The 22,121-nt window shown below is 52.4% G+C and carries 24 protein-coding genes, 1 tRNA gene and 1 pseudogene; 20 read left to right on the top strand and 6 right to left on the bottom strand.

The genetic code is table 11. The features are described 5' to 3' along the window. The first annotated feature begins 1 nt into the window (after nt 1). Nucleotides 2–877, top strand: a complete 876-nt coding sequence (locus ACO6TI_RS22690; RefSeq protein ID WP_422383437.1) for an NAD-dependent epimerase/dehydratase family protein — start codon at nt 2–4, stop codon at nt 875–877. Here the strand turns inward: ACO6TI_RS22690 and lipB are convergent. Further along, nucleotides 874–1,590 carry a lipoyl(octanoyl) transferase LipB gene (gene lipB / locus ACO6TI_RS22685; protein ID WP_422383436.1) on the bottom strand — a complete coding sequence of 239 codons (717 nt, stop codon included), beginning with the start codon at nt 1,588–1,590 and terminating at the stop codon, nt 874–876. The genes ACO6TI_RS22690 and lipB overlap by 4 nt on opposite strands. Nucleotides 1,591–1,686: 96 nt before the next feature. Here lipB and ACO6TI_RS22680 point away from each other — a divergent pair, with 96 nt between their 5' ends. The 3 genes from ACO6TI_RS22680 to ACO6TI_RS22670 all read left to right on the top strand — a co-directional run bounded on the left by ACO6TI_RS22680 (nt 1,687) and on the right by ACO6TI_RS22670 (nt 3,667). Further along, a complete protein-coding gene (locus ACO6TI_RS22680; RefSeq protein WP_104705363.1) occupies nt 1,687–1,953 on the top strand; it encodes a FliM/FliN family flagellar motor switch protein in 267 nt (88 codons plus the stop codon). A 121-nt stretch (nt 1,954–2,074) separates the two neighbouring features. Continuing rightward, a tRNA-Leu gene (locus ACO6TI_RS22675) sits at nt 2,075–2,161 on the top strand. 132 nt (nt 2,162–2,293) lie between these two features. Further along, nucleotides 2,294–3,667, top strand: coding sequence for a DUF6538 domain-containing protein (locus ACO6TI_RS22670; protein WP_422383435.1), 1,374 nt, complete (start codon nt 2,294–2,296; stop codon nt 3,665–3,667). Nucleotides 3,668–3,951: 284 nt separating this feature from the next. Here ACO6TI_RS22670 and ACO6TI_RS22665 read toward each other — a convergent pair whose 3' ends face one another. The 3 genes from ACO6TI_RS22665 to ACO6TI_RS22655 all read right to left on the bottom strand — a co-directional run bounded on the left by ACO6TI_RS22665 (nt 3,952) and on the right by ACO6TI_RS22655 (nt 6,373). Next, nucleotides 3,952–4,623, bottom strand: a complete 672-nt coding sequence (locus ACO6TI_RS22665; protein WP_422383434.1) for a hypothetical protein — start codon at nt 4,621–4,623, stop codon at nt 3,952–3,954. A 285-nt stretch (nt 4,624–4,908) separates the two neighbouring features. Further along, the gene (locus ACO6TI_RS22660) at nt 4,909–5,166 is read right to left on the bottom strand and encodes a DUF6953 family protein (protein WP_422383433.1); all 258 of its coding nucleotides are present in this window, start codon (nt 5,164–5,166) and stop codon (nt 4,909–4,911) included. Nucleotides 5,167–5,246: 80 nt separating this feature from the next. Continuing rightward, a protein-coding gene (locus ACO6TI_RS22655) for an IS3 family transposase (protein ID WP_422383432.1) occupies nt 5,247–6,373 on the bottom strand; the annotation gives its coding sequence in 2 pieces (ribosomal slippage) (nt 5,247–6,109 and nt 6,109–6,373; 1,128 coding nt in all). A gap of 550 nt (nt 6,374–6,923) precedes the next feature. On the opposite strand from ACO6TI_RS22655, the gene ACO6TI_RS22650 reads away from it, so the two are divergent. The 9 genes and pseudogenes from ACO6TI_RS22650 to ACO6TI_RS22610 all read left to right on the top strand — a co-directional run bounded on the left by ACO6TI_RS22650 (nt 6,924) and on the right by ACO6TI_RS22610 (nt 14,383). Beyond that, nucleotides 6,924–8,123: a hypothetical protein gene (locus tag ACO6TI_RS22650; RefSeq protein WP_422383431.1), complete on the top strand. Its 1,200-nt coding sequence runs from the start codon at nt 6,924–6,926 to the stop codon at nt 8,121–8,123. 185 nt (nt 8,124–8,308) lie between these two features. Further along, nucleotides 8,309–9,004 carry a hypothetical protein gene (locus ACO6TI_RS22645; protein WP_422383430.1) on the top strand — a complete coding sequence of 232 codons (696 nt, stop codon included), beginning with the start codon at nt 8,309–8,311 and terminating at the stop codon, nt 9,002–9,004. 50 nt (nt 9,005–9,054) lie between these two features. Further along, complete coding sequence (locus ACO6TI_RS22640; RefSeq protein WP_422385327.1) at nt 9,055–10,470, top strand: phage terminase large subunit family protein; 1,416 nt, start codon at nt 9,055–9,057, stop codon at nt 10,468–10,470. Next, nucleotides 10,446–11,045: pseudogene (locus ACO6TI_RS22635) on the top strand (IS3 family transposase); the annotation flags it as partial. The gene ACO6TI_RS22640 and the pseudogene ACO6TI_RS22635, both read left to right, overlap by 25 nt. A 491-nt stretch (nt 11,046–11,536) precedes the next feature. Continuing rightward, nucleotides 11,537–12,121 (top strand): hypothetical protein, encoded by a 585-nt coding sequence (locus tag ACO6TI_RS22630; RefSeq protein ID WP_422383429.1) that lies wholly within the window; start codon nt 11,537–11,539, stop codon nt 12,119–12,121. Nucleotides 12,122–12,176: 55 nt separating this feature from the next. Then, entirely contained in the window at nt 12,177–12,506 is a 330-nt protein-coding gene (locus ACO6TI_RS22625) for a hypothetical protein (protein WP_422383428.1), read from the top strand. A gap of 13 nt (nt 12,507–12,519) precedes the next feature. Continuing rightward, entirely contained in the window at nt 12,520–12,960 is a 441-nt protein-coding gene (locus ACO6TI_RS22620; RefSeq protein WP_422383427.1) for a hypothetical protein, read from the top strand. 296 nt (nt 12,961–13,256) lie between these two features. After that, nucleotides 13,257–13,424 carry a hypothetical protein gene (locus ACO6TI_RS22615; protein ID WP_422383426.1) on the top strand — a complete coding sequence of 56 codons (168 nt, stop codon included), beginning with the start codon at nt 13,257–13,259 and terminating at the stop codon, nt 13,422–13,424. 290 nt (nt 13,425–13,714) lie between these two features. Then, nucleotides 13,715–14,383: a hypothetical protein gene (locus tag ACO6TI_RS22610; protein WP_197001121.1), complete on the top strand. Its 669-nt coding sequence runs from the start codon at nt 13,715–13,717 to the stop codon at nt 14,381–14,383. 98 nt (nt 14,384–14,481) lie between these two features. On the opposite strand, the gene ACO6TI_RS22605 is transcribed toward ACO6TI_RS22610, so the two are convergent. Beyond that, nucleotides 14,482–15,054, bottom strand: coding sequence for a hypothetical protein (locus tag ACO6TI_RS22605; RefSeq protein WP_197001122.1), 573 nt, complete (start codon nt 15,052–15,054; stop codon nt 14,482–14,484). Between the two features lie 601 nt (nt 15,055–15,655). On the opposite strand from ACO6TI_RS22605, the gene ACO6TI_RS22600 reads away from it, so the two are divergent. Together ACO6TI_RS22600 and ACO6TI_RS22595 are read left to right on the top strand one after the other, a co-directional pair. Next, nucleotides 15,656–15,904: a hypothetical protein gene (locus ACO6TI_RS22600; protein ID WP_108876063.1), complete on the top strand. Its 249-nt coding sequence runs from the start codon at nt 15,656–15,658 to the stop codon at nt 15,902–15,904. Between the two features lie 18 nt (nt 15,905–15,922). Continuing rightward, nucleotides 15,923–16,213 (top strand): hypothetical protein, encoded by a 291-nt coding sequence (locus tag ACO6TI_RS22595; protein WP_159100925.1) that lies wholly within the window; start codon nt 15,923–15,925, stop codon nt 16,211–16,213. Between the two features lie 344 nt (nt 16,214–16,557). Here ACO6TI_RS22595 and ACO6TI_RS22590 read toward each other — a convergent pair whose 3' ends face one another. Continuing rightward, a complete protein-coding gene (locus tag ACO6TI_RS22590) occupies nt 16,558–16,881 on the bottom strand; it encodes a hypothetical protein (RefSeq protein ID WP_108876062.1) in 324 nt (107 codons plus the stop codon). Nucleotides 16,882–17,398: 517 nt separating this feature from the next. On the opposite strand from ACO6TI_RS22590, the gene ACO6TI_RS22585 reads away from it, so the two are divergent. The 5 genes from ACO6TI_RS22585 (at nt 17,399) to ACO6TI_RS22565 (ending at nt 22,118) form a co-directional block, all read left to right on the top strand. Then, nucleotides 17,399–17,593 carry a hypothetical protein gene (locus ACO6TI_RS22585; protein WP_197000618.1) on the top strand — a complete coding sequence of 65 codons (195 nt, stop codon included), beginning with the start codon at nt 17,399–17,401 and terminating at the stop codon, nt 17,591–17,593. A gap of 170 nt (nt 17,594–17,763) precedes the next feature. Then, on the top strand, nt 17,764–18,174 hold the full coding sequence (locus tag ACO6TI_RS22580; protein WP_197000619.1) for a hypothetical protein: 411 nt from the start codon (nt 17,764–17,766) through the stop codon (nt 18,172–18,174). Nucleotides 18,175–18,322: 148 nt separating this feature from the next. Further along, nucleotides 18,323–18,499: a hypothetical protein gene (locus ACO6TI_RS22575; protein ID WP_158705559.1), complete on the top strand. Its 177-nt coding sequence runs from the start codon at nt 18,323–18,325 to the stop codon at nt 18,497–18,499. A gap of 424 nt (nt 18,500–18,923) precedes the next feature. Continuing rightward, complete coding sequence (locus tag ACO6TI_RS22570; RefSeq protein ID WP_422383425.1) at nt 18,924–21,659, top strand: DEAD/DEAH box helicase family protein; 2,736 nt, start codon at nt 18,924–18,926, stop codon at nt 21,657–21,659. 117 nt (nt 21,660–21,776) lie between these two features. After that, on the top strand, nt 21,777–22,118 hold the full coding sequence (locus ACO6TI_RS22565; protein ID WP_108876059.1) for a hypothetical protein: 342 nt from the start codon (nt 21,777–21,779) through the stop codon (nt 22,116–22,118). The last annotated feature ends 3 nt before the right edge of the window (nt 22,119–22,121 follow it).

Raw genomic sequence — 22,121 nt, 5'->3', positions numbered from 1 at the left:
GATGCATGTTCTGATCACCGGTGCAAGCGGAACGGTCGGGCGTTTTGTTGCCAGCCACATGCTTGGAAAAGGACACCGTGTCACGGCCCTTGGCCGGGCTCCGATCAAGGAATTGCCGGTCGCCAATTCTCCCTATGATCTTTCAGACCCCGCACCTGTGCTGCCCGCTGCAGACGTGGTCGTCCACTGTGCCCTACAGCATGAGCCGGGCAAGTTCCGCGGCGGTGAAGGGCAGGATCCGGAACGGTTCCGGCATCTGAATGTCGAGGGAACAAAGGCACTTTTCTCGGCAGCAAGAGAGGCCGGCTGCCGAAAGGCTGTTTTTCTTTCCAGCAGGGCAGTCTACGGGGATCATCGGGCTGGCGAGGTGTTGCTGGAAACCGACGATCCGTCGCCGGACACGCTTTATGGCAAGGTCAAGCTGGCCGGCGAAAAATTGCTGGCGGATTGTTGCGACGACGGATTTTACGGAACCGTGCTCCGAGCGACCGGCATCTATGGGCTTGCTCCCGGCGCATCATCTCACAAATGGTCCGGCCTGTTCGATGACTTTCTGTCCGGCAGTCCGGTCGATCCCAGATGCGGAACAGAAGTCCATGGCGATGACCTTGCCTCGGCGGTTGCTTTGACAACTACCTGTTCCCCGGAGACAAAAAACTTTGAAGTGTTCAACGTTTCCGATCTTGTGCTTGATCGACATGCGCTGCTGAAAATGCTGCGGGCTACCTGCGGCCGGGGAGGCGAACTGCCGCCAAAGTCTGCGGCCTTGCCGGGAACCATGGACACGGAGAAACTTCACGCGCTCGGATGGAAGCCCGGCGGTATGTCCAGGTTGAGTTCGTTCCTGGAAGCCTGCTGTTGCAGGACCGAGGTCTAGTCGGTATCAACGGAAACGACCGGCCCAAAAACCTTTTCGAACTCGGCGCGCAGGATCATGTCGTTTTCTGCCATGCTCACGGGAATGCCGAGATCGACCAGGCTGGTAACACCGTGATCGGTCACTCCACAGGGCACGATGCCGGAGAAATGCTCGAGCTCGGGTTCGACATTGAAGCTGACCCCGTGAAAGGTGACCCACCTGCGAAGCCGGATCCCGATGGCCGCGATCTTGTCTTCCGTTGCTGCACCCTTGTCGGGACGCTGCACCCAGACACCGACCCTGTCTTCCCTGCGCTCGCCACGGATGTGATAGTGCCAGAGGGAGCTGATGAGCCAGCTCTCTACGGCGGCAACAAAGGCCCGGACGTCCTGCTTGCGCCGTTTCAGGTCCAGCATCAGGTAGGCTACACGTTGACCCGGCCCATGATAGGTATGCTGGCCACCGCGCTTGGTCTTGTAGACGGGAAAGCGGTCTGGCGCGACGAGATCAGTGTCTTCCGCCCTGGTTCCAGCGGTGTAAAGCGGGGGGTGTTCCAGCAGCCAGACCTGTTCGCGCGCTTTTCCGGAAATGATTCTCTCGACCCGATCATCCATTTCTGCAAGCGCGGTTTCATAGTCGACAAGCTCGTCCGAAATTTTCCACTCAACCGGGTCAGACCCGGATTTCGGCAGAAAACTGAGGGAAATCTCGTCTCTATCGGCTGGTGACATGTGGATGACACTTCTTTGTTTTTTGAGCTGGCTTGCCGGGCCGTGATATGGTGGGGCGCTGGCGGGTTCCGCCCTATTTAAGGATCTTGGTGTCTTATGACCACCTTTGACGAAATCAAAGTCGACATTTCCGTGGTGCTTGGCGAATCCGAAATGCCGGTTCATCAGCTTCTGCGCATGGGCCGTGGTGCTGTAATCGATCTGGACGTGTCGGAGGACGACGACGTCAAGATCTACGCCAACAACACGCTGGTGGCGCGTGGGCAGGTCGTGCTGCTTGGCGAGCGGATCGGCATCTCGATCACCGAGGTTTTGATGCGTCCGCCGGAAATCAGACCGATGCGGATCGACGGTCCGCTGTAACCCCGGCGTGAAGAAAATTCGTGCGCCTGTGAATTATTGCGGCATCGGCTCTTGCGCGCCCAAATTCCTTTTGCTACACGGGGCGCCTCGACGCTGACAGCTTCGGGAAACAATCGAATATGCGGTCGTGGCGGAATTGGTAGACGCGCAGCGTTGAGGTCGCTGTGGGGTAAAACCCGTGGAAGTTCGAGTCTTCTCGACCGCACCATAAATCACCTACCAAGTGATTGATTTTAAAGGCGCCTTTCGGGGCGCCTTTAAAGTTTTCGCACCTTTTCTTGAAAAGACATTACAAAGGACATAACAAAAGACATAACATGCGTCTTTTGGAGTGCTCTTTATGGCGAAAGAAGACCGGTATCTGCAGCTGTTCCGGGGCCGCTGGCGGTTCTATCGCCGGGTACCGAAATCCGTTCAGCATCTCGACACACGCGGCGTGGTTCAGGAAGCGCTTGGAACCGGCTCGATCGAGACGGCCCGCATTCGCCGGGACGCGCTGGAAGAGGCCTGCAATCTCTACTGGGCGTCACTCGTCGCCGGCGGCGGCGACCAGGCCGAAGCGCGCTATGAAGCGGCGAGGGCGCGGGCAAAGGTTCTCGGGCACGCCTACAAGCGGCTGGACGACCTGGTCCAGGACGCGCCGCTGGAAGAGATCGTCGAGCGCATCGTTGCCTTGCGCGGCAAGGACGGTCCGCAGCTCGACGTCGATACCGATGCCCTGCTCGGCGGTGTTCCGTCGCCCAGGGTAAGGCTCTCCAAGGCTCATGACATTTTCATCGAGCATTGTGCGGCGGAAGAACTGTCGGGCAAGAGCACGAACCAGATCAAGCAGTACAAGAAGGTCAAGCTGCGCGCGGTCAACAACTTCATCAAGATTGTTGGTGACAAGACGCTCGACTCGATTACCGATGAAGATGCCGTCCGGTTCCATGACTGGTGGCAGGGCCGGATCACCGGGAAGACTGGCGACAGGAAGCTTTCCGGAAATTCCGGCAACCGGGACATCGGCAACCTTCGGCGGATCTACCGGGAAGTCTATGCCCGGTTTGGCGAGCGCAAGCGGCCAAATCCGTTTGATGGCCTGTCGTTTCAGGACCCGAAACGCCTGCGGGAAACACCGCCGCCGTTTCCGGTGTCCTGGATCAGGGACAAGCTGCTTTTCGCCGACAGCTACGCCGCGGTGAAAGGCAAGCACCGGGCGCTCAACAGCCAGGCCCTTGGCATCTTCCTGACCTGTATCGAGACTGGATGCCGGCCGTCCGAGATCTGCAACATCGAGCCTGGCCGCATCCACCTGGATCATGAGATCCCGCACATCGTTGTCGACTTCGACGAAAGCCGGGAAATCAAGACAGAGTCCAGCACTAGGCGCATTCCGTTGGTCGGCATTGCGCATGAAGCCATGAAACACGCGCGGCAGGGCTTTCCTAAATACAGGGACAAGGAAAATTCGTTCTCCGCCGCCATGCTCAAGTACTTGCGCCGGCGCGAACTGTTGCCGTCTGAAAGGCACCTCGTCTATTCAATCCGGCATTCTTTCGAGGATCGGTTGAAGTCGGCGCATGTCGATCCGGAAATGCGGCGTCTGTTGATGGGGCATTCGATCGACCGTCCGGAATATGGCGAGGGCGGCGACCTGGCGTTTCGGCTGGAACTGTTGAAGCGGATTGAGTTACCCTACGATTGCGGGTTGGTTTCATTGCTGGGGGAATGAATGCCGCAAATTGACGGTGCCCGATGTTCGTTTACAGTCAGAACCGACAAGCGTTCTCTGTGGGACTTCTTTATCCAGTGCATTTGCCAAATAGGCTGGCAAAGCGCCCTCAATTTGTCGTCTGCCGTTTCAATGACTGACCTTGAAATTGGGCGTTGGTTTTGCGCGGGACAAACTACTGAAATACTGGTTAAATTCGTCGCTCTGACCTTTAGGCGCAATGATGGTGTAGGACCCAGGTGGTCTTTCGTCATCAAAGAATAAGAGGACTATTGCTAACCAAGTCACCACAAGCTCAGAAAAACGTTTCTGACTACGGCTTGTGAGATGTCCAGCGTTGGAATAGCGAGCAAGATAACGCCGGTCACACCCAGAAAAAGCGATGCAAAGCGCGCCGCTCTGAACGTGTGCATCTCACCTGTCCACCATTCCCGTACAAGGAAGCTTATGTAGTCGCCACGATCCGCAAACATTTTTGATCGAACCTCTGGCTTATATCCAGAAACCACAGCTTTTTTGGCTCGGATCTTGTCTTGCACTAGCCAAAACAATGATAGCCTCGGCTTCCAGAGTTCAGAAAAAACCTGGCTTTCGATTTTCGCAAGTTCATGGACAGTGTAACGTTCACTTACTCGGGCGGAAAATTCTATATCTCCCTTCGCAAGTTCCAATACCTGCGGGCGAAACACCCTAAAGATCAAGTTTGAAAGTAGCAGAAACAAACTACCAAGAAAGACAAATTTCATCTTGGTCAATCCACTAACAAAAAACGGTGAAACCGCTCCAGGTTCAACTCCTGCTATCATTTGAAATGATGCAATTTCTGCAATTTGGTCGTTGAACAAGATAAGATACCCAACAATTGGCACCAATATCACGACCCGAGTTAAGTCATTGTTAGCAACCCGTTCAACCGATTGCCATTGGGTATACTTCCAATCCGAACAAAACTTCATCAGAATTTGCTGTTCCCTCAAGGTGTGTGTTCGCTCAATGACGCTAGAGACGCGGTACGTTGCTCCAGTTCACATCCAGTTTTTGGGACATTATTTGATTGAAACTCAGAGGCTGTGTTTGCCGTTCGAAACTGTTTGTTCAAGTAGTTAGAACGGGGGAACATACGTGTATGTTTGGTCGCCCATTTGTGTGGCTCACATCTACTGTCGGCAGAAACTATTGCAAAGTCGGGGATGCCGACCAATCCTTTCGCCAAATCCTCGCCTCAAAAACAAACTTCGTCGCTATTGTTGACGTCCAGGTTGATCGCTTGGAAGTCGCTCGCGCCAGAACTTATCTGCTCGCTCGTAAACAATATCAGGCGCTAATTTGTTGAACTCAGCCAGCACTTTTCTTCCTACACACACATTTCCGTTGCCGTCGTAGTATGCAAGCTCCTCATCATGCAGGTGGAGCAGATGCGTTGCGGCTTCTTCCTGGTAAAGGAATTGTTTTGCTTCGAATTCAGCAAGCATCCACTCAGCGGCGAGTTTCGGCGTCATTTCTTGGGTGGCTCATACTTTTTGAGGAGGTGCTCACCAAACTCCCTGATCAGCCCCACTTGAGTGGTCCGTTTTGATTGTTATTGCAAGACTGGGCTTTGGTCCATCCGGACGATGGTTTCTGGTGCCGGTGGTCGGTAGCCCAAGGCGCTATGTGGACGCTTGGTATTGTAATGTTTCCTCCATTGTTCAATCAGGATTTGTGCTTCCTTCAAGCTGTAGAAGATTTCACCATTGAGTAGCTCATCTCGGAGGCGGGCGTTGAAGCTCTCGCAGTATCCGTTTTCCCATGGCGAACCTGGTTCGATGTATGCGGTCTTTGCACCCACAGCGTTGATCCAGTCCCTGACTGCCTGAGCAATGAACTCCGGCCCATTGTCTGATCTGATGTAGGCTGGAACACCTCGAAGGATGAAGAGATCCGTCAGCACGTCAATCACCTCGGTAGAATTCAGCTTTCGCTTCACCCGGATTGCGAGGCACTCTCGGGTAGACTCGTCCAGGATGTTCAGCGTCCGGAATGTCTTTCCATCATTGGTTCGGCAATGCACGAAGTCATAGCTCCAGACATGGTCAGGATACTCTGGTCGCAACCGGACACATGATCCGTCGTTCAGCCAGAGCCGCCCTCTCTTCGGTTGTTTCATTGGCACTTTCAGCCCCTCTCGTCGCCACAGCCGCTCGACGCGCTTGTCATTCACATGCCAACCAGCATCTCTGAGCAGAGCTGCAATGCGCCTGTAACCGTAACGGCCATACTCACGGGCGAGTGCGATCATATCCGCCACAAGACATTCTTCGTCAGCACGCCCTGCTGGACGTTTCCTCTGCGTGGACCGGTGCTGACCCAGAACACGACAGGTTCGGCGCTCTGACACGCCGAGATGCTGACGAATGTGATTGATGCAGGCGCGACGACGGGCGGGGCTCAAAAGTTTCCCTTTGCGGCCTCTGACAAGATCAACTTGTCCAGGGTCAGATCGGATACCGCCTTGCGCAGCCGCTCGTTCTCTTTCTGAAGGCGTTTGAGTTCTTTCAGTTGGTCGGTTCCCATCCCACCATACTGATTTCGCCACCGGTAATACGTCTGCTCGGTGATACGAACCTGCCGGATAGCATCAATACGCGGCATTCCTTGGCCGACAAGGACTTCAACCTGTCGCAACTTCGAGACAATTTCTTCTGGCTTGTGGCGTTTCGTAGCCATTTTGATCCTCCGTTTTCCTAAACATAACGGCGGACCACTTCAAAGGGGGAGGATCACAGGATATGCGGAGTTGGTGCGATGGGGTTGTATGGCGGGAACCAATATTCAATCGAAGCTCCACCAAATTTAATTTTTGACTGTCGGATCTTGCTTCCTGTTTTCGTTGCGATTTACTTCTACGTTACCTTGAAGAAATCCCCGCTAGAGTTTGACAAATAACTTCCCCTTTGCTTGAATAGCAACCAATAATTGTGGATGGGGCGAATTGTATGAGTTATCGAAATCCGTATGATATTTACGAAGGAATGGCCAAGCGCATTTCTTTGATCAAATACAACAAAGAATCGAGATGGGGCCTCATTCACTCGACCCATAAGTTAAGCTCGTATGTGAGTGATCCAAGTGCCTTGGCTAATCAACTTAACCTCGCGTGGCCGATGTTTGAAGATGAAATAATAATATTGCCATTACATCTTCATAATGCTGAATTTATTCAAGATGTTCTAAATGCAATTATTTATATTTATCAAGAAAATGGGTGGGATGTTTCATGACTTTCTGCTTGTATAAACTCAAAATCATTGCGCTCATGTTTACATCAGCAGTCATTTTCCCTCAAGAAGCGGTTAGTGCGAAGCTGACGAAAGAACAGTTAAACCGCTTCAATGCCGGTGATAACAAAACTGTAGATGTTAATAAGGCGGATGAATACATAAAGCATATCTTAGATAAACATCACGTTCTTGCTGAGTATGATGAAAATCTTAATGGTAAAATAGACTTGGATGAGCTTGAAAAGCTTAATAAATATTTCGAGGGTTTGACCCGAAGTCGGGAGTCTCTTGGATATGGCGCTCGCGCCCGCGCTGGTATCCCTCTAGAACTGGATGATACTCCTCCACCCGTTCGCGAGGAAGTCAAACTGCGAAAAGACTTTGTAGCTTTTCCTTTGAGGGAAAAGAAGACGGAACTTCCATTTCTGGCTGGCACTGACGAGTTCAAGGCCTCGAACGGCGCGGCATTCTCCTGGAGCAATGACATCGAAAACGGTGGCGAGCAAGTCGCTGCCATAAATGGTGCATTTGGTCTCATCTGGCACAAAAACGTTACACCAAGCAAAGGTTACAGAGCAGGTCAGTTTGCAGTAACAGGCTTCAATTTAGGACCCTATGTTGATGCTCAAGGTCAGATTAGTTCGGATGACAGTGTAGTCGAGTTCGGAGCCATGGCAGGTTTGGAGGCGATTGGTGGTCCATTCGACCTTCAGCGTCTCAATTTCACCCCCTATTACCAAACAGATTTCGAAGGGCGTGCAGAAATTTATGGAGTCGGCACCTTTTGGCAGCCTCATTTGCTACGAGTTGGCTTGGGTAGTATCAAGAATCCGTTCGATGACCTATTTGAATACACAATTCAAGCAACTGCTGGTGCAGATTACATTCAGGTGCACGATCCAGGCACAACCAACTATAAACGAGGTCAGGGTCACTATTGGCTGGGCATAGACGCGACGCTTAAGGTTTGGCCATTTCCTGCGATCTTCGACAATAGGCTGTATGCGACTCTAAACGGTCAGATTTACCACGACGTAATTCGCGGACACGAAGCAACACGTTTTACATCCGGAGTTGGTTGGAAACTAAATAAGCAGGGAAACGCCAGTTTGAATTTTGAATATACAAACGGTGAAAATTACAAAGATCAAAAATCCGAGGAGTTCATGAAGGGCACATTGCGGGTTAAGTTCTGAGTTCAAGATGTCTGTTTTTTAAAAATTTGAGTAAGTGCTTAGGGACCGTATCCCACCAAACCTAAAACGGGGGGACTGAGCGTTTAATGTCGCCAGTCTGACCCTAAATTCGAAGCCTAAACTCGGCTAAACTCCTAAACTCAGCCCTAAACACCTAAAGTCGCGCAGCACGCCGGAGCGAACCTGTGACAGCACACGCGGGTGAAAACGTCGTTGTCACCAAGGGCGAATTTGCCAAATACATCAACGTCACCCCTGGCCGGGTGTCGCAGAATATCGCCGAGGGCAAGATCTACGGCGATGCTCTGGTAGGAACGGGTCGTGGTGCGAGGATCAACAGGCCGATCGCGCAAGAGCAGTTGCGGCTCGTTCTGCATATCGGCCAGATGATCGGCAACGGGCTGGAAACGAACCTGACGGGTTCAGGGCAACCGGCAGAACTGACCTTCGACCAGGTGCCACCGCAGGGTGAAGAACCCAAGCCTGAATTGCCGGATCCGCGGGTCCCCTCGATCGAGGACAAGCTCAAGCAGGAGCGGCTGTTTCAGGAGCAAATCCGAAGCCGGAAGGCGTCAGAGGACGAAGAGGCGCGCAAGGGCCGGTTCACACCGACCGAAGAGGTCAGGGCCAGCAACACCCGGATTGCGGTCCAGATGATCCAGACATTCGAGGGTTCATTGCCGACCATGGCCGCGAAGATCGCCTCGAAATTCGAATTGCCGGTCCGCGACGTGCTCCATGAGCTGCGGTCCGAGTTTACCGAAATGCGCGGCCGGGCGGCGGAAGCATCCAGGGCGAAGGCAGAAGCCCTGCCGGCGGCTGTCGAGACGAATATCGGCGAGACGGAGGTTGGCGAAACGATGATGGAAGCAGCCGAGTGAATTGCCACGTTGCGCTAACTGCGAACCCGGAGCGGCTGGCCCATGAGGCTATGGCGGATGCCTGGATGCCGCCGCCGAAGGTCGATTACCTGAAATGGGCAGAGGACAATATCGTCCTTTCCCAACGGGAAAGCCCGTATCCGGGACCGTACAACCGGGACCTTTTCGGGTATTTTGACGAGGTCCTGCGGGCGATGTCGCCGGATGATCCGTGCCGAATCGTGACGTTGAAAAAAAGCGCACAGCTCGGTGGCACCGTCCTGGCGAACATCTTCTGCTGCGGCTCGCTCGAAATGGTGCCGGGCGATTTCCTCTACGTCCACCCGACGGAAGGCAACGCGCAGCGCTGGTCCAAGCAGAAACTGGCGCCGATGCTGAAGAACACCGCTTCGCTCAGGGAGTTGTTCTCACAAAAGAGCCGGGATGGCGGCGACTCGGTTCTTTACAAGGAACGACGCGACGGCCGGGGCGCCATCCAGATATCCGGCGCGAATTCGCCGGCATCGCTCTCGATGGTGACCATGAAGAACCAGGTTCAGGATGACCTGGCGAAATGGGAGACCAATTCGGCCGGCGATCCGGAAGCGCAGGCGGATTCGCGCAGCCAGGCACATGAGTTTGCCAAGATTGCGAAGATCTCGACGCCGATGGTTCTTCCCGGATGTCGGATCTCGCGAAACTATGAGGACGGCAGTCAGGAGCAACCGTTCGTGCCGTGTCCGCATTGCGGTCACATGCAGGTCCTTGAGTGGGACAATATGTTGGCCAACCTGGATGAAGAGCATCCGGAGCGGGCGCATTTCGTTTGCACCGCCCCTGAGTGCGGCGGGGTGATCGAAGAGCATCACCGGCCAGCGATGCTCAAGCAGCTTGAATGGCGTGCGGGCAATGAGAACGCCAAACGTCAGCACCGGTCTTTCTGGATCTGGTCGGCCTATTCGGTTCTGCAGACTTTTGAGCGGATCGCGCGGTCCTGGTTGAAGGCCAAGGGAGACCCGGCCAGCGAGCAGGCGTTCATGAACGATGTCGTCGGGCTCGCCTATGAGGCCGCCGGCGACGCGCCGCCCTGGGAGGACCTTCGCGACCGGGCCGCGGTTTCCGAGTATTCCAAGGGGCAGATTCCAGCGGGAGCGGTGTTCATCACGCTCGGGATCGACGTTCAGGGCGATCGGCTGGAATGGCAACTTGTCGGCTGGGAGCGGAACCTCCGCCGTTTCGTGATCGATTACGGGGTTGTTCCTGGCTATGTCGGCGAAAACTCGACCCGAGGCATGCTCGACGCGCTGGTTGATAACGAGTGGATGAATGCGTACGGGCATCGGCTCAGACCCGACATGACGGCAATCGACGGCAACGCCTATACGACCGATGTCTGGGGATGGGCGAGGCGCTTTCCGGCGTCGCGTGTGATCATGGTTCGCGGTGCCAGGTCGGAAACCGCCGACTTTGGCGACGAGAGGGGCTGAAAGTTCCTATGAAACAACCAAAGAGAGGGCGGCTCTGGCTGAACGACGGATCATGTGTCCGGTTGCGACCAGAGTATCCCAATCATGTCTGGAGTTATGACTTCGTGCATTGCCGAACCAATGAAGGAAAGGCATTCCGGACTCTGAACATCCTGGACGAGTATTCCCGAGAGTGCCTGGCAATCCGGGTGAAGCGAAGGCTAAACTCCACTGACGTGATTGATGTGCTGACGGATCTCTTCATCCTTCGAGGTGTTCCAGCCAACATCAGATCAGACAACGGGCCGGAGTTCGTTGCTCAAGCCGTCAGGGACTGGATCAACGCTGTGGGTGCAAAGACCGCATACATCGAACCAGGTTCGCCATGGGAAAACGGATACTGCGAGAGCTTCAACGCCCGCCTCCGAGATGAGCTACTCAATGGTGAAATCTTCTACAGCTTGAAGGAAGCACAAATCCTGATTGAACAATGGAGGAAACATTACAATACCAAGCGTCCACATAGCGCCTTGGGCTACCGACCACCGGCACCAGAAACCATCGTCCGGATGGACCAAAGCCCAGTCTTGCACTAACAATCAAAACGGACCACTCAAGTGGGGCTGATCACTTATGCGGATCACCCAACATCGGAAGCCGAAGCACTTAGATTGGCAGTTCAGATGTATGCTTCGATAGAGAAGGCAGAAGCGCGCATAGATCAGTCAGACGAGACTTCTCCTGGCAAGGTGGACTTCATCCAATTGAGTTCTCAGATACATGAGAGCATTGCAGCCTATCAAAACGCGTTGGCAAGCGACTTGCTCTTTCGTTCTGAGAAATCTTCCTCGGAACGAAGTTTCCTTGAGGGATACCACAGTTGCATAAAGCTTGCGCTGATCGTCGCACAGCACACGTTCGAATTGGGGGTCAAGGGGGAGTCGCAGGTTAAGCTTCCAGCACTGAACGATGCGCCGAGATGCCCCTGCCGGAGCAGGCTTGGACTAGCCACAAGCCGTGGTGGGTGTAGGTTCTAGTTGGTTGTTCAGCCTAGAAAACTGTGTGTGACTCATAAGGAGCCGAGACGATGGGAGACCGTGGACTGTGGCGTGCATTCAGCACGGAGAACATGATGATGCACCCGCTTCTTACCGCCTTACTGTTCGTACTGTTGCCGCTGTCAGCAGCACTTGCCGAGACGTTGAACTCTGCCGAAAAAGCTGCGTTGCAGGCCCGCATTGACGCGCATGAGATCGCCCGGGTCGAAGGCGATATTCGCGTCCTGATGTCTGAAATGCCACCCAAAGTTATCCCGGCCATCGTGCGTCAGACCGGTTCCACCGCTCCGGATGTCCGCGCGATGGTCGAAGCCGCAATCAGGCAGGCATATGCCCAGCAAGAGTTTCGGAGCAATGAACTTGATCTGTCCGCAGCGCAATTCGCCGAGACAAAAACTGGTCTCGCGTATCTATTGATCCCAACGGAAACGGTGGTGACGTTTCAGGACAAGACCTACCATCTGAGATCTTTCACGCTCGCGTTTCAGGAAAACGGCACATGGTATCTGTCGCGCGTGGCCGAAGGGCCAACTTTGCAGACACTGCGCCTGGCGTACCCGGAATTCGAATCTGTGACCTTTCCACAGGGCAACTCAACCCTTATCGAGGATTGAAGGGCCGAACGGCCAATAGGAAATCCGATAGTGACTCATAAGGAGCTGAGCCGAGTTGACAGAAGAGTTCCGTTTTCCTGACCACATCAAAAAACTGGTGGACCGAGTCCTCGAGAGGCCATCTAGATTTGAGCGGGAAGGGCCCAAGCCGAGGCCACCTTGGGTGGTTTATCCCGGAGTTGAGATGCTCAGCATGCATTGGCGCATGGGAGGCGGTGAAGACTACCGTTCTGCTTTCGTGGATTGGTTTACGGAGCTCTCGGGCGACGAGCAGCGTGATTACCAAAAGAAATACCCGCTTCCAGGTAGCTGGGCCGGCTACTACGAGCAATTGGAAGAAGAAACCGTTTGGCGAAAAAATCAGAAAAATTCAAAAGGCGATTAGAGGAGCCTGACCCGTGGGAGCTGCTATGAGATTGACTTTATTGCTTGTTTTCTTGTTTTCTTCACTGCCTGCATTCGCAAGATTGGAACCTGGACCGCCGCCTTGGCATTGTAGCCCATTTGAGGCATGTGATGAGAGCGTTTGCGTTCGGGTTTTGGCGCCGCTAGTGGGGTTCGAGCTTCGTAAGTCTGAGGTCCAAGAGAACGGGTTTGTCATCGTTGGATTCAACGGTGACGAGAGGAGTGCAACAGTCTTTCCTTCATTGGAGGCTGCTCATCAATTTGTCGAAATTGATCGTTCGAAAAATCGCGCAACATCGATACTAATTCCAAACAAACAAGTTTCTGACAGCCATGGTTTTGACCTTTACGTAGTTGGCACGAGAGGTACTGGCCAACGTTTTGTCGCTAAAGAAAGTTTGCGTATTATCTGTGGCAGAAAATTGCAAAAATGAGACTGGTGCAAAGGTCAAGTGTTTTGAAAACACGGGGCCTGATCAAAGGAGCCGACATGTCGGACAAGCCGGAAATACCTGCGCACGCACAGCGATACAAAGAGAACTTAGAATTCTCCATGGATGCTCTAAAACAAGCTCTTGAAGATGCTCGCACACCCGGCGCTACATACGGTTATGTTCGTGTGGATCCCGATAGTTGTTTTGAACGAATAGATCCTAGTCGAGTTCGAGTTGAGCCTGAAAAACCAAGAGGTGACGATGGCTGCCAGGATAGTGACTCATAAGGAGCCGGGATGGCTGATGTTGCAGCGGTGACTAAGCGTTTGGATGTCAGTTCTATCGCTGGCGGGTTTCTGCCTGGCGTAGCAGTTACCGCCGTTGCGTATGAATTTCCTGAACTTGTTCGAAAAAAATACGCGACGTTTTTGGACTGCCATGACGATGCGATTTTGGAAGATTGACCGATGCGCGGCAATAAGGACCTGGCTGGCGAGTTCTGCGCTGCCTATTCTAGAAAACACGGTTAAAAAAATACGAGCCGAGCCAATGCCGGGTAGAGTCTTATTGCAGTGCGGAACCATGATGTTTCGATGACCGCGGCCATATAGATCTAAGTTGCAACCGTACAGCTCGCTTAAGTTTAAATTTTGCTTTGCTTTGGTTGCAAATTCCCTATAGTTAAGGGCGCGGTAACTATGTGTGTTGTGGATCGGAATGCCGATCTGCCAATACGGTTGAGGAGTTTGGATTAATGATTAGAAAGTCAATCATTGCCGTAAGTGCTGTTTTGTTCACAGCAGGTGTTGCGAATGCAGCGGTTACGAATTTTACCGAAGGAACTGGTTCGAACAGACCCCTGATCGTGGGTTCGATTGACCTTGAAGATGCCGCGCCTGGAGGCGCAGGATTTGATCTTGGTACTTTGGGGGCGGGAGACACATTTGGCATCTATGGACGCATCGTAAGCTCGGTAGACCGGTTCAGTTTTGACTTCTCGTCTGCATCTGCTTTTGACGTGTCTTTTGATTTTGATGGCTATGAGACCGTTGATGGAACTGTTGCGCAAGGCTGGTCCGGGTTGATAGATCAGAGTGTTGTGAATGCTGGTACAGACCCCAGCACTACTGGAGGGGGCAAGGGCGTAAAAATCTCTCTTTTCCAGGGTTTGACCGAGGTGGTCAGCCAATCTTACACAACCAATGTCGTCTTTGGAGCGGTCAGTTCAATATTTAGCAACATTGCTGCCGGCGAATATACACTGGTTGTTGATGGTTCAGTCGGGCCAAACAAGAGCCGCCCGGCGCTTTATGATCTTCAGGTAACAGCAGTGCCGATACCAGCTGCATTGCCACTTCTCGCTGGAGGGATTGGTCTGCTTGGTGTCGCGGGTTGGCGCCGCAGAAAGAGCGCTACCGCATAATTTTATTGCGGAAAGTAGAAATTAAAGGCGATCCAATGGGTCGCCTTTTTTTGTAGAAGGAAACATTTTTGAATTCAAATTGTGACGCAAAAGGAGTGCTACCAACTGATTTTTTTGGCCAAGTCCTCATACCCCCTCCACATGGGTCTTCCAGTTCCAAAAATTTCATTGGTTCCGGCGACGACTTTCGAGATTCTCTTCAAAGGCTCGGCGTAAAAGCCAACAATCTTGTTTTTCTCGACAATACAGGCAAAGCCGTAAATCATATCACCGTAAGCAAGAGCCAACGCTTTGGAGTTCTTTTTTCCCTGAGGCCCCAGATTTTCGATCGCCTCCATTGCAATGATTATTCGGTTAGCGTCTTTGTACGCCGCGACGAATTTGTCTCCCATCTTGAATCCCGCATCGAGATCCTTGAAAATTCGTCTTAACGTTGACGTCTCTTTTGAGAGTTCCTTCAGCTGAGGGTGAAGATCTTTGTACGTGTCTATCTTGCTTACGAGAGCACTACCCCATTGCAGCACCTCTCTTACTTTCATGTCGCTCTTGCTGTGTCCTGCCTCCCAATCTCGCTTCCATGTATCGAAGTGTTTTTTCTGCAAACGTGCGCCTGCAAACGGGTCAGTGAAGGTGGTCTCAAGCGTGTTGTAAATGTCGTCAGATAATCCCATGGTTTCGCATGCTCCCCAGAAGTTTCCCGATGCGTTATGTTTATTCACTTAATGGTCAATACATATTCTGCTCTAGCAGGCGTTCAAAACTAGGAATAACGACAGGACCGAAGCTGCATTTCGATGTCGCCGTGGCCACTATTGAAGCGATGTTGGTGCGACAAAAACACCAAGGAGCCAATCGAGAAGGAGCCAGCCGAGGTCAACTTCGGACAGATTAACAGTTAGTTTTGTAGCAACACTGACAACGTGCCCTCATTTTCCGCCAAATCTCAATAACTGATACAAACAGATTGCGATGGACGCTCTTGAGGCTGCGTTGACCATTCCACACTTGAAATGAAACAGTCACTCACAAAGAGCCGAGGCAAGGCTGCGTTCGAAAAAATCCCAGGGGCGAATACCCGGGCACCCCTGGGATTTGAAAGCAATTTTTCTCCAATAGCAAAAATACAACCACACAATCTACCCTAGGTAAACACGCTATTAACGTGTATGCGTGGTAGATACCTATCATGGCGGGAGTGCGGTAACGGCAGGGCGTACTTATCGCGGCTATCCGGTATCAGAGATATTGATGTGTGACTTAAGGATTCGATGATTGGCGACACAAAAGTGGCGCTTCCCAAAGCTGGAACCGCAAAAAAAAGCACTTGTCGCTCTCTTCAATCTGAACGACGCCGCCTTCAAGATTCAGGTGCGTGAAAACGTCAAACTGATGGAAGAAAATAAGCGCCTTCGTGCTGGGATTGCCAGACTGGTTTCAGATCGTCCCTACATTCTCGGTTTCAATGATGGATGGGACGCCGCGCTTGAGCCGCAGCGCGAAAATGCAGAACAACCACTTTGATTCATGAGGAGCCCAGATTTGATCAAGAAAAACCGAAATCGCATTACGCTTGGAACATTTTTGGGACTTGCATGCCTTTCTTTATACGCATTGATCACACTGCATTTTTCTTTTCAAGAATCTTGCGCGCAAAAAGAAATTTGCTCGTCGATAACAACTCCTATTGTTGCTATGACATTTATGAGTTTACTTGGAACCTTGGCTGTTTCGTGGATCGTCCATCAAGTGTTATGGGAAATGCTTTATGTAAAGCCACTACAATATAACGATTTAATTAGAATAAGCGAAACATCCGAAGCTATAAAATAACTTTTAGCGTTGATGTTGGTAACTCAAAGATTGCTACAAAACTGCAGAAAAAATTATCCGAAAGCTATCTAGCAAACGTGGATATTTTGAACGATAGCGTTGTAACGGGAAGGGTTGACCTTCAGAACGTTGTTGTTGCAGCCGGCGCATACAAGCGAGCAATAGAGAAAGTTGTTTATTGAATAAATAGGTGTGACTCATAAGGAACCGGGCACCGATGACCGCTTTCGGCGAAACATTCGTAGAAGTTCAACCGAACGCCTAGGTCAGCACTGCGGACGAAGCAGTAGTTGACGAAAGGGTGAACTAAGTCGATGAGGTAGGCTTCCAAAAGTGCCACAAAGTCACATTTCAGATGCGCGCTGCAAACCCATGCCTAAGAAAATCAGGCCGATGCATATGCCAAGCGACGCGAGCATGAATAAACCAGTTGCCTTCAGCAACAGGGGTCGTTCTTCCTTCGGGACTGAGACGTAGTCCTTTGCGCCCTTGGGCAAAATTGCTTTGAACACAACAAAAAATACAGCCGTCGCGATCATCGACGATGCAATCGGCATATCGAGGTAGTCTGGCCAACGGACAAATCCGAAGTTTGCAGCATAGGCCGCCTGCGGCAAAGAAAAGAATGTCGAGAGGAAAAAGGCTACGTATCTGATAAAGCGGAACATCTTCAGTCCTTTAAACGGTATTGAAGCGCTACAGCATGAGATGAATTTGTTTCAAAACAGAAAATTGAGCTTATACTTTTTAGCGAAGTTTGTTGAATGGCAACATTACTTTTTTGCTTTGCTGCGGGCTGCAAAGCCGCTCGTAAGCGGCACGCACGACACAATGGGCTCGAAGCGGTTGTTCGACTTGTCTAATGCCGCCGCTGTCTGAATTTTAACCGTGACTCATAAGGAGCCGAGGTATTGGAAGACCCGATAAAATCCGTTTCGGCAGGCTTTTTTGAGGCAACTTTCGCGAAGCTAGGATTGCTAAGATTTGATTGGATACGCAAGAGACGGTTAAAGAAGAAGCTTCAGGAAAATCGAATAAAATTTCCGAAGGGCTTTCGAAGCACCTCAAGGCTCATGGCTGATATTCAAGCCGACCGCGACACAACAGTTAGGCTGCCAATGGCGATTGGGGCTCGTAAATCTGAGACCTCTGACGAATGGAAACTGTGACTCATAAGGAGCCGAGATGCCGGAAATCTCCGAAGAAGACTTCGAATTGCTGACTGCTGCAAAGCACATGCGCGAGAGCTTTGCGGAGAGCATTCGCATTAAATCTGTGTGCCAAACCTGCGGTTATCAAAGCAAGGATGTCCCGCCTGGACTGTGCTGCCCAATGAGCCGCTGCGATGGTGCGATGAGAGAATTCAAGCGTGATTCATAAGGAGTCGAGGCATGATTCCGATGCGTGGAGCAGGGCGAGATTACCAGCTTCTTGAAGAAGAACGGTCTAACGATTGGCCGCACGATAATAGCTATTGGAACTTTTGCAGTCAGTGCGGCGTTCAGTTCGCAGGCCCCAGGCGTTCCTCACGATGCAGGCGAGGTAGTATCTTGATTGAAGTCGAACCCACAGAAGAGAGCGGCGGTCACTGCGACTGCTGCGGGCACCAAACCCGCACGGTTTGGGGATATGTTCACGAAGACCAAGGCACGGTCGCTAGCTACTTCATGCAATGGACGGTCGGGGCATCACTCGAGACACATCCAGCCAACTTCGACTTGATCTATGGTCGATGGGGTGACGGCACATCAAGCTCTGATAGGTGTGCAATTTCATTGCTGCACTTCGAAAATGAACACGGCCCAGGCGTCATGGTTATCGACGCAAAAGATCGCCCTATCACAACCAGCGGCTTGGTTTCCCAAGCTCTCACACGCGAAGAGATAATAGGAACCGATCTCGCGACACATGTGTTTGCAATCTTCGATGCCGTCATCACACAAGATAAGCGATTGACCTAGACATGCCCCGCAAGGCTTTTCAGCCCTGCGATATTTGATGTCTCCGGGCTGCTAAGCCTTGCTTCCGTCGCGCCCGGTGGTGACACTTCTGCTTTGCAAACTGGGTGACAATTCTACTTGCTTGCAACAGACTCATAAGGAGCCGTGCATGCGATTGATCAATGTTTTGCCGGTGCTAGTAGTTCCCGGTTTGATAGCCTTCTGGGCATTACAACACTATGGTTTCAGCCTTATTATCTCGCTGCTCGCCGCACTGGCGAGTGCTGCTTTGGGCTATTTCGCGGATTTGAAACTTTCGGAATGGCGGAATTCATCCCGAAAATAGCCGGGGTTTTGTAAGGAGCGGTTCTGCTTACGTTGAAGATGGTGCAGTGGACATAGCAAAAGATATATTATTTTATAGAATAACGGGCTTAAGGTATTGTAAAATTACATGAAAATTTACTTCGGAGACCTTCTCGACCGCACCATTCATTTGACCGGTTCTTCCTTGTTAAGCCTTCCACGCCTTCGTCATTTAGTGCAGCCTTGCGATTGTTTGTTGACCGGTATTTCGAGTTTCCGAAAGTTTCGCAGCATGATGACCTCTTGCCACCAGTGGTCTGAAAATCAGGTCGGGGTTGTGCGTTTGCGCGGCGAGTGTTGAACTGTGCTGTGGATCTTTGTGGTTGCCGGGCTACTCAGGGCAGGCTCATGCGGGCTACTTTGGGTTTGTATAGTTTCAATTCCGAAAAATGTCCGGGTAGGCGTTGAAGAACCTTGATTTCAAACATCCCTGGCGGACCTATCAGCAAAGAGTTCTTGATGAGCTGACGTCCCATCTCGATGACGCGCAGCTTCATGTTGTTGCCGCGCCGGGGTCCGGCAAAACCGTCCTCGGACTGGAAGTCATGCGCAGGCTTGCAAAGCCTGCAATTGTCTTTGCGCCGTCACTTGCGATCCGGAACCAATGGAAAAACCGACTTGTGGACCTGTTTCTTGAGGACGGGGCGGACCAGAGCTGGATCTCATTGGATGTCAGGCGGCCGAAGTTGCTCACCATCACGACCTATCAGGGGTTTCATGCCGCGCTTGCCGGTGCGGTCGATGAAGAAACCGGCGAGGCGGTTGATACCGCGAACCTGGATCTGGTCAGTCACTTCAAGGATGCCGGCGTTGGCACCCTGATCTTCGATGAGGCGCATCACCTGCGCAAGGACTGGCAGAGATCTCTTGTCGATCTGAAGAATGCATTGTCGAGTGATGTGACAACGGTTGCCCTGACAGCCACGCCTCCCTACGACGTCAGCGCTTCGGAATGGGCAAATTATGAAGATCTGTGCGGTCCAATCGATTGCGAGATTTCGGTTCCCGAACTGGTCAGGGCCGGTGATCTTTGTCCGCATCAGGACCTCATTTGCCTGTCCTCACCGACTTCCTCCGAAACGGACTTCATCGACGCATTCTGGAACAGCCTGAATGCCTTTGCGCATGCGCTGTTGAAGGATGTGACATTTCTTTCGTGCCTTGAAAACATTCCCTGGTTTTCAGCGCCTTTCGAACACGAAGACGAGATTTTTTCGAATTCCGCCTTCTTTATTGCAGCACTGGTGTTTCTGAAGGCAGCAGGAAGACCTGTTCCCGGGGACGCGCTTGCGTTGTTTGCAACAGCCAACAAGGATCTGCCTGCACTGGATCGCCAGTTTCTGGAAACTCTGGTCACCGGCATTACGTCCGGGGACGCGTCAAAGTGGTTCGAAGACAATGGGTTAAGGCAGAAGATCCTGAAGGACCTTCGATCCTTCGGAGCGTTGCGGCGCGGAAAACCCATGCTGGCCCAGGTGGAGGAAATCGATCGGTGCCTGAGAAACAGTCTCGGCAAGATCCAGAGCATTCAATCCATTGTCGCAGCGGAAAGCTCCGGTCTCGGGCAAGCGCTGCGCATGGTGGTGCTCACGGACTACATTTACCGCGATCTGGCACCGTCGCCGGGACAACACCATTATGAACCGGTAAAGATCGGAGCGGTTCCGCTTTTCGAGATGCTTCGGGAGAAGGGCGACTATATCTACAAGGTCGGATTGCTCACCGGCTCCCTGGTGATTTTGCCTGTCGACGCCGTTCCATTGTTTGAGACCGCTGCGGCCCAGAAGGGTATTCGAAAACAGGATTTCAAACTCCGATCCTTGCCACACGATGCTGACTACGCCGAGATCGATCTGAAATCGCGTTTCCGACACGAAATCGTTCACCTTGTGACCGAGGTTTTTGAAAAGGGGGGCGTTACGATCCTCGTCGGAACACAGGCACTCTTGGGTGAGGGATGGGATGCGCCTTGCATCAACAGTCTGGTGCTTGCCACCACGGTCGGCTCGTTCATGCTGTCCAACCAGATGCGGGGACGGGCAATCCGGATTGACCCTGACAAGCCGAACAAGACCGCGAACATCTGGCATCTGGCGTGCGTGAACAGCCTAGAAAAGCAATTTTCACTGGATGGTGTGCAGAGAGACATCCGTTCCCTCAACCCGCTCAAAACGACGACACCCACTCCTGGCTACCTGAGCAGGCTGCTGGGTGATGATTGGGATGATCTGTGTCGCCGGTTCCGGGCATTCGAGGGACTGAGTGTTGCAGATCCGCCCTACATTGAAACGGGCATGGGCCGCATGGCTTTTCCCGCATCCGGCTGGACCAGCGAGACCCCGGACCAGCAGAATGCGGGGGCATTTACCAGATGCGCGAACCGGGACCTGCTTTATGAGCGATGGCACAAGGCTCTGGAGAACTTTGGAGACAAAGCCCTCCTGAAACGCATGGTAACAGTGCGCAGGGCTCCTCAGACCTGGGTCTACCGGAGCAACATCGGATCGCTTGGATTGGGGACACTTCTAGGAGCGGTATTTCTCGCGATTTTGCCACACAAGGATCAACCACCAGGTTTCACCGCATTCCTGGGTCTGGCTTTTGTCGTGGTGTTTTTCCTGGTGCTGAAAATGGGAGGCAACCCTTTGCGCACGGTTCGCCTGACCATTCAAAACAGAACCCTGCGCGGAAACCTGGCACAACTGGGTCAGGCCGTCCTGGAGACGATGATCCACACCGGCGACATCAAGACGCCTCAGGAGAAACTGAAGCTCAGCGTCAGAGCGCATCATGGTGACTATTTTTGTACGGTCGAGGGCGCTGATGCCAAGGAATGTGCCTTGTTTCTGGACGCCATGAAGCAATTGCTGGGGCCAATTGAAAATCCAAAATACATGATCGTTCGCCGTGTCGGCCTCTTCGGCCAGAAGACAGTCGACTACCACCCGGTTCCGGACAGGATCGCCAGAAAGAGGGCGTTTGCGGAGGTGTTTCTGGAACGCTGGACTGATCTTGTTTCGTCCGCCGATCTTGTTTCGGTCAGGTCGAAAGAAGGGCGCAGAATTCTCCTGCAAGCACGTGCTGATGCATATGCGTCACATTTTGTGCCTCATGCGGAGCTATTGGGTCGCTGGGAGTGATTTTCCGGTGAGCGCTCTCTCTCCGTGTTTGGAGTTTCAGTGCCCTTGGAAAAACAGAGTTGTTTCCCGACAATTGCCGTCAATCAAGCTTGAAGAATTTTGTAACAAGTCAGGCCAATGATGCCCACCAGAGTCTTCTCCTCATCAAGACGTACCGCTTCCGGCTTGCTCTTCACAATTGGTCTGGCTCATTTTGTTCTGCTTGCGCCAGTCTCGTCACAGGCCTTTGCTACCGATCCCGGCCGGTTCGGTGCGATGACCTGTCAGCAACTTTGGTATGTCGAGCAAAAGACACTGGCTGAGGGCAGGGTGTGCCTGAAGAGCACGCGCGCGAAACGGGCCTTCAGTCGGGCGGATCGCTGCATTTCGTCCAGCGAAGCCATCTTGCCGAAGAAGACGCAGGACTATCTGACACAGCTCAGGAACGCAGCGCGCAGCAAGTCTTGCGCCGGATATTGAACT

Origin of the sequence: Roseibium album (assembly GCF_965233825.1) — a bacterium.
Taxonomy (GTDB): domain Bacteria; phylum Pseudomonadota; class Alphaproteobacteria; order Rhizobiales; family Stappiaceae; genus Roseibium; species Roseibium album.
This window is presented reverse-complemented; position numbering and strand designations above follow the sequence as displayed.

Bases quoted from the DNA above. Each gene is read 5' to 3' on its own strand.
- ACO6TI_RS22660 (WP_422383433.1), bottom strand. From the start codon at position 5,166: ATGACGCCGAAACTCGCCGCTGAGTGGATGCTTGCTGAATTCGAAGCA.
- ACO6TI_RS22670 (WP_422383435.1), top strand. From the start codon at position 2,294: ATGGCGAAAGAAGACCGGTATCTGCAGCTGTTCCGGGGCCGCTGGCGG.
- ACO6TI_RS22690 (WP_422383437.1), top strand. From the start codon at position 2: ATGCATGTTCTGATCACCGGTGCAAGCGGAACGGTCGGGCGTTTTGTT.
- ACO6TI_RS22630 (WP_422383429.1), top strand. From the start codon at position 11,537: ATGGGAGACCGTGGACTGTGGCGTGCATTCAGCACGGAGAACATGATG.
- ACO6TI_RS22650 (WP_422383431.1), top strand. From the start codon at position 6,924: ATGACTTTCTGCTTGTATAAACTCAAAATCATTGCGCTCATGTTTACA.
- ACO6TI_RS22585 (WP_197000618.1), top strand. From the start codon at position 17,399: ATGCCGGAAATCTCCGAAGAAGACTTCGAATTGCTGACTGCTGCAAAG.
- ACO6TI_RS22605 (WP_197001122.1), bottom strand. From the start codon at position 15,054: ATGGGATTATCTGACGACATTTACAACACGCTTGAGACCACCTTCACT.
- lipB (WP_422383436.1), bottom strand. From the start codon at position 1,590: ATGTCACCAGCCGATAGAGACGAGATTTCCCTCAGTTTTCTGCCGAAA.
- ACO6TI_RS22590 (WP_108876062.1), bottom strand. From the start codon at position 16,881: ATGTTCCGCTTTATCAGATACGTAGCCTTTTTCCTCTCGACATTCTTT.
- ACO6TI_RS22615 (WP_422383426.1), top strand. From the start codon at position 13,257: ATGGCTGATGTTGCAGCGGTGACTAAGCGTTTGGATGTCAGTTCTATC.
- ACO6TI_RS22565 (WP_108876059.1), top strand. From the start codon at position 21,777: ATGATGCCCACCAGAGTCTTCTCCTCATCAAGACGTACCGCTTCCGGC.
- ACO6TI_RS22665 (WP_422383434.1), bottom strand. From the start codon at position 4,623: ATGAAGTTTTGTTCGGATTGGAAGTATACCCAATGGCAATCGGTTGAA.
- ACO6TI_RS22610 (WP_197001121.1), top strand. From the start codon at position 13,715: ATGATTAGAAAGTCAATCATTGCCGTAAGTGCTGTTTTGTTCACAGCA.
- ACO6TI_RS22680 (WP_104705363.1), top strand. From the start codon at position 1,687: ATGACCACCTTTGACGAAATCAAAGTCGACATTTCCGTGGTGCTTGGC.
- ACO6TI_RS22640 (WP_422385327.1), top strand. From the start codon at position 9,055: ATGGCGGATGCCTGGATGCCGCCGCCGAAGGTCGATTACCTGAAATGG.
- ACO6TI_RS22575 (WP_158705559.1), top strand. From the start codon at position 18,323: ATGCGATTGATCAATGTTTTGCCGGTGCTAGTAGTTCCCGGTTTGATA.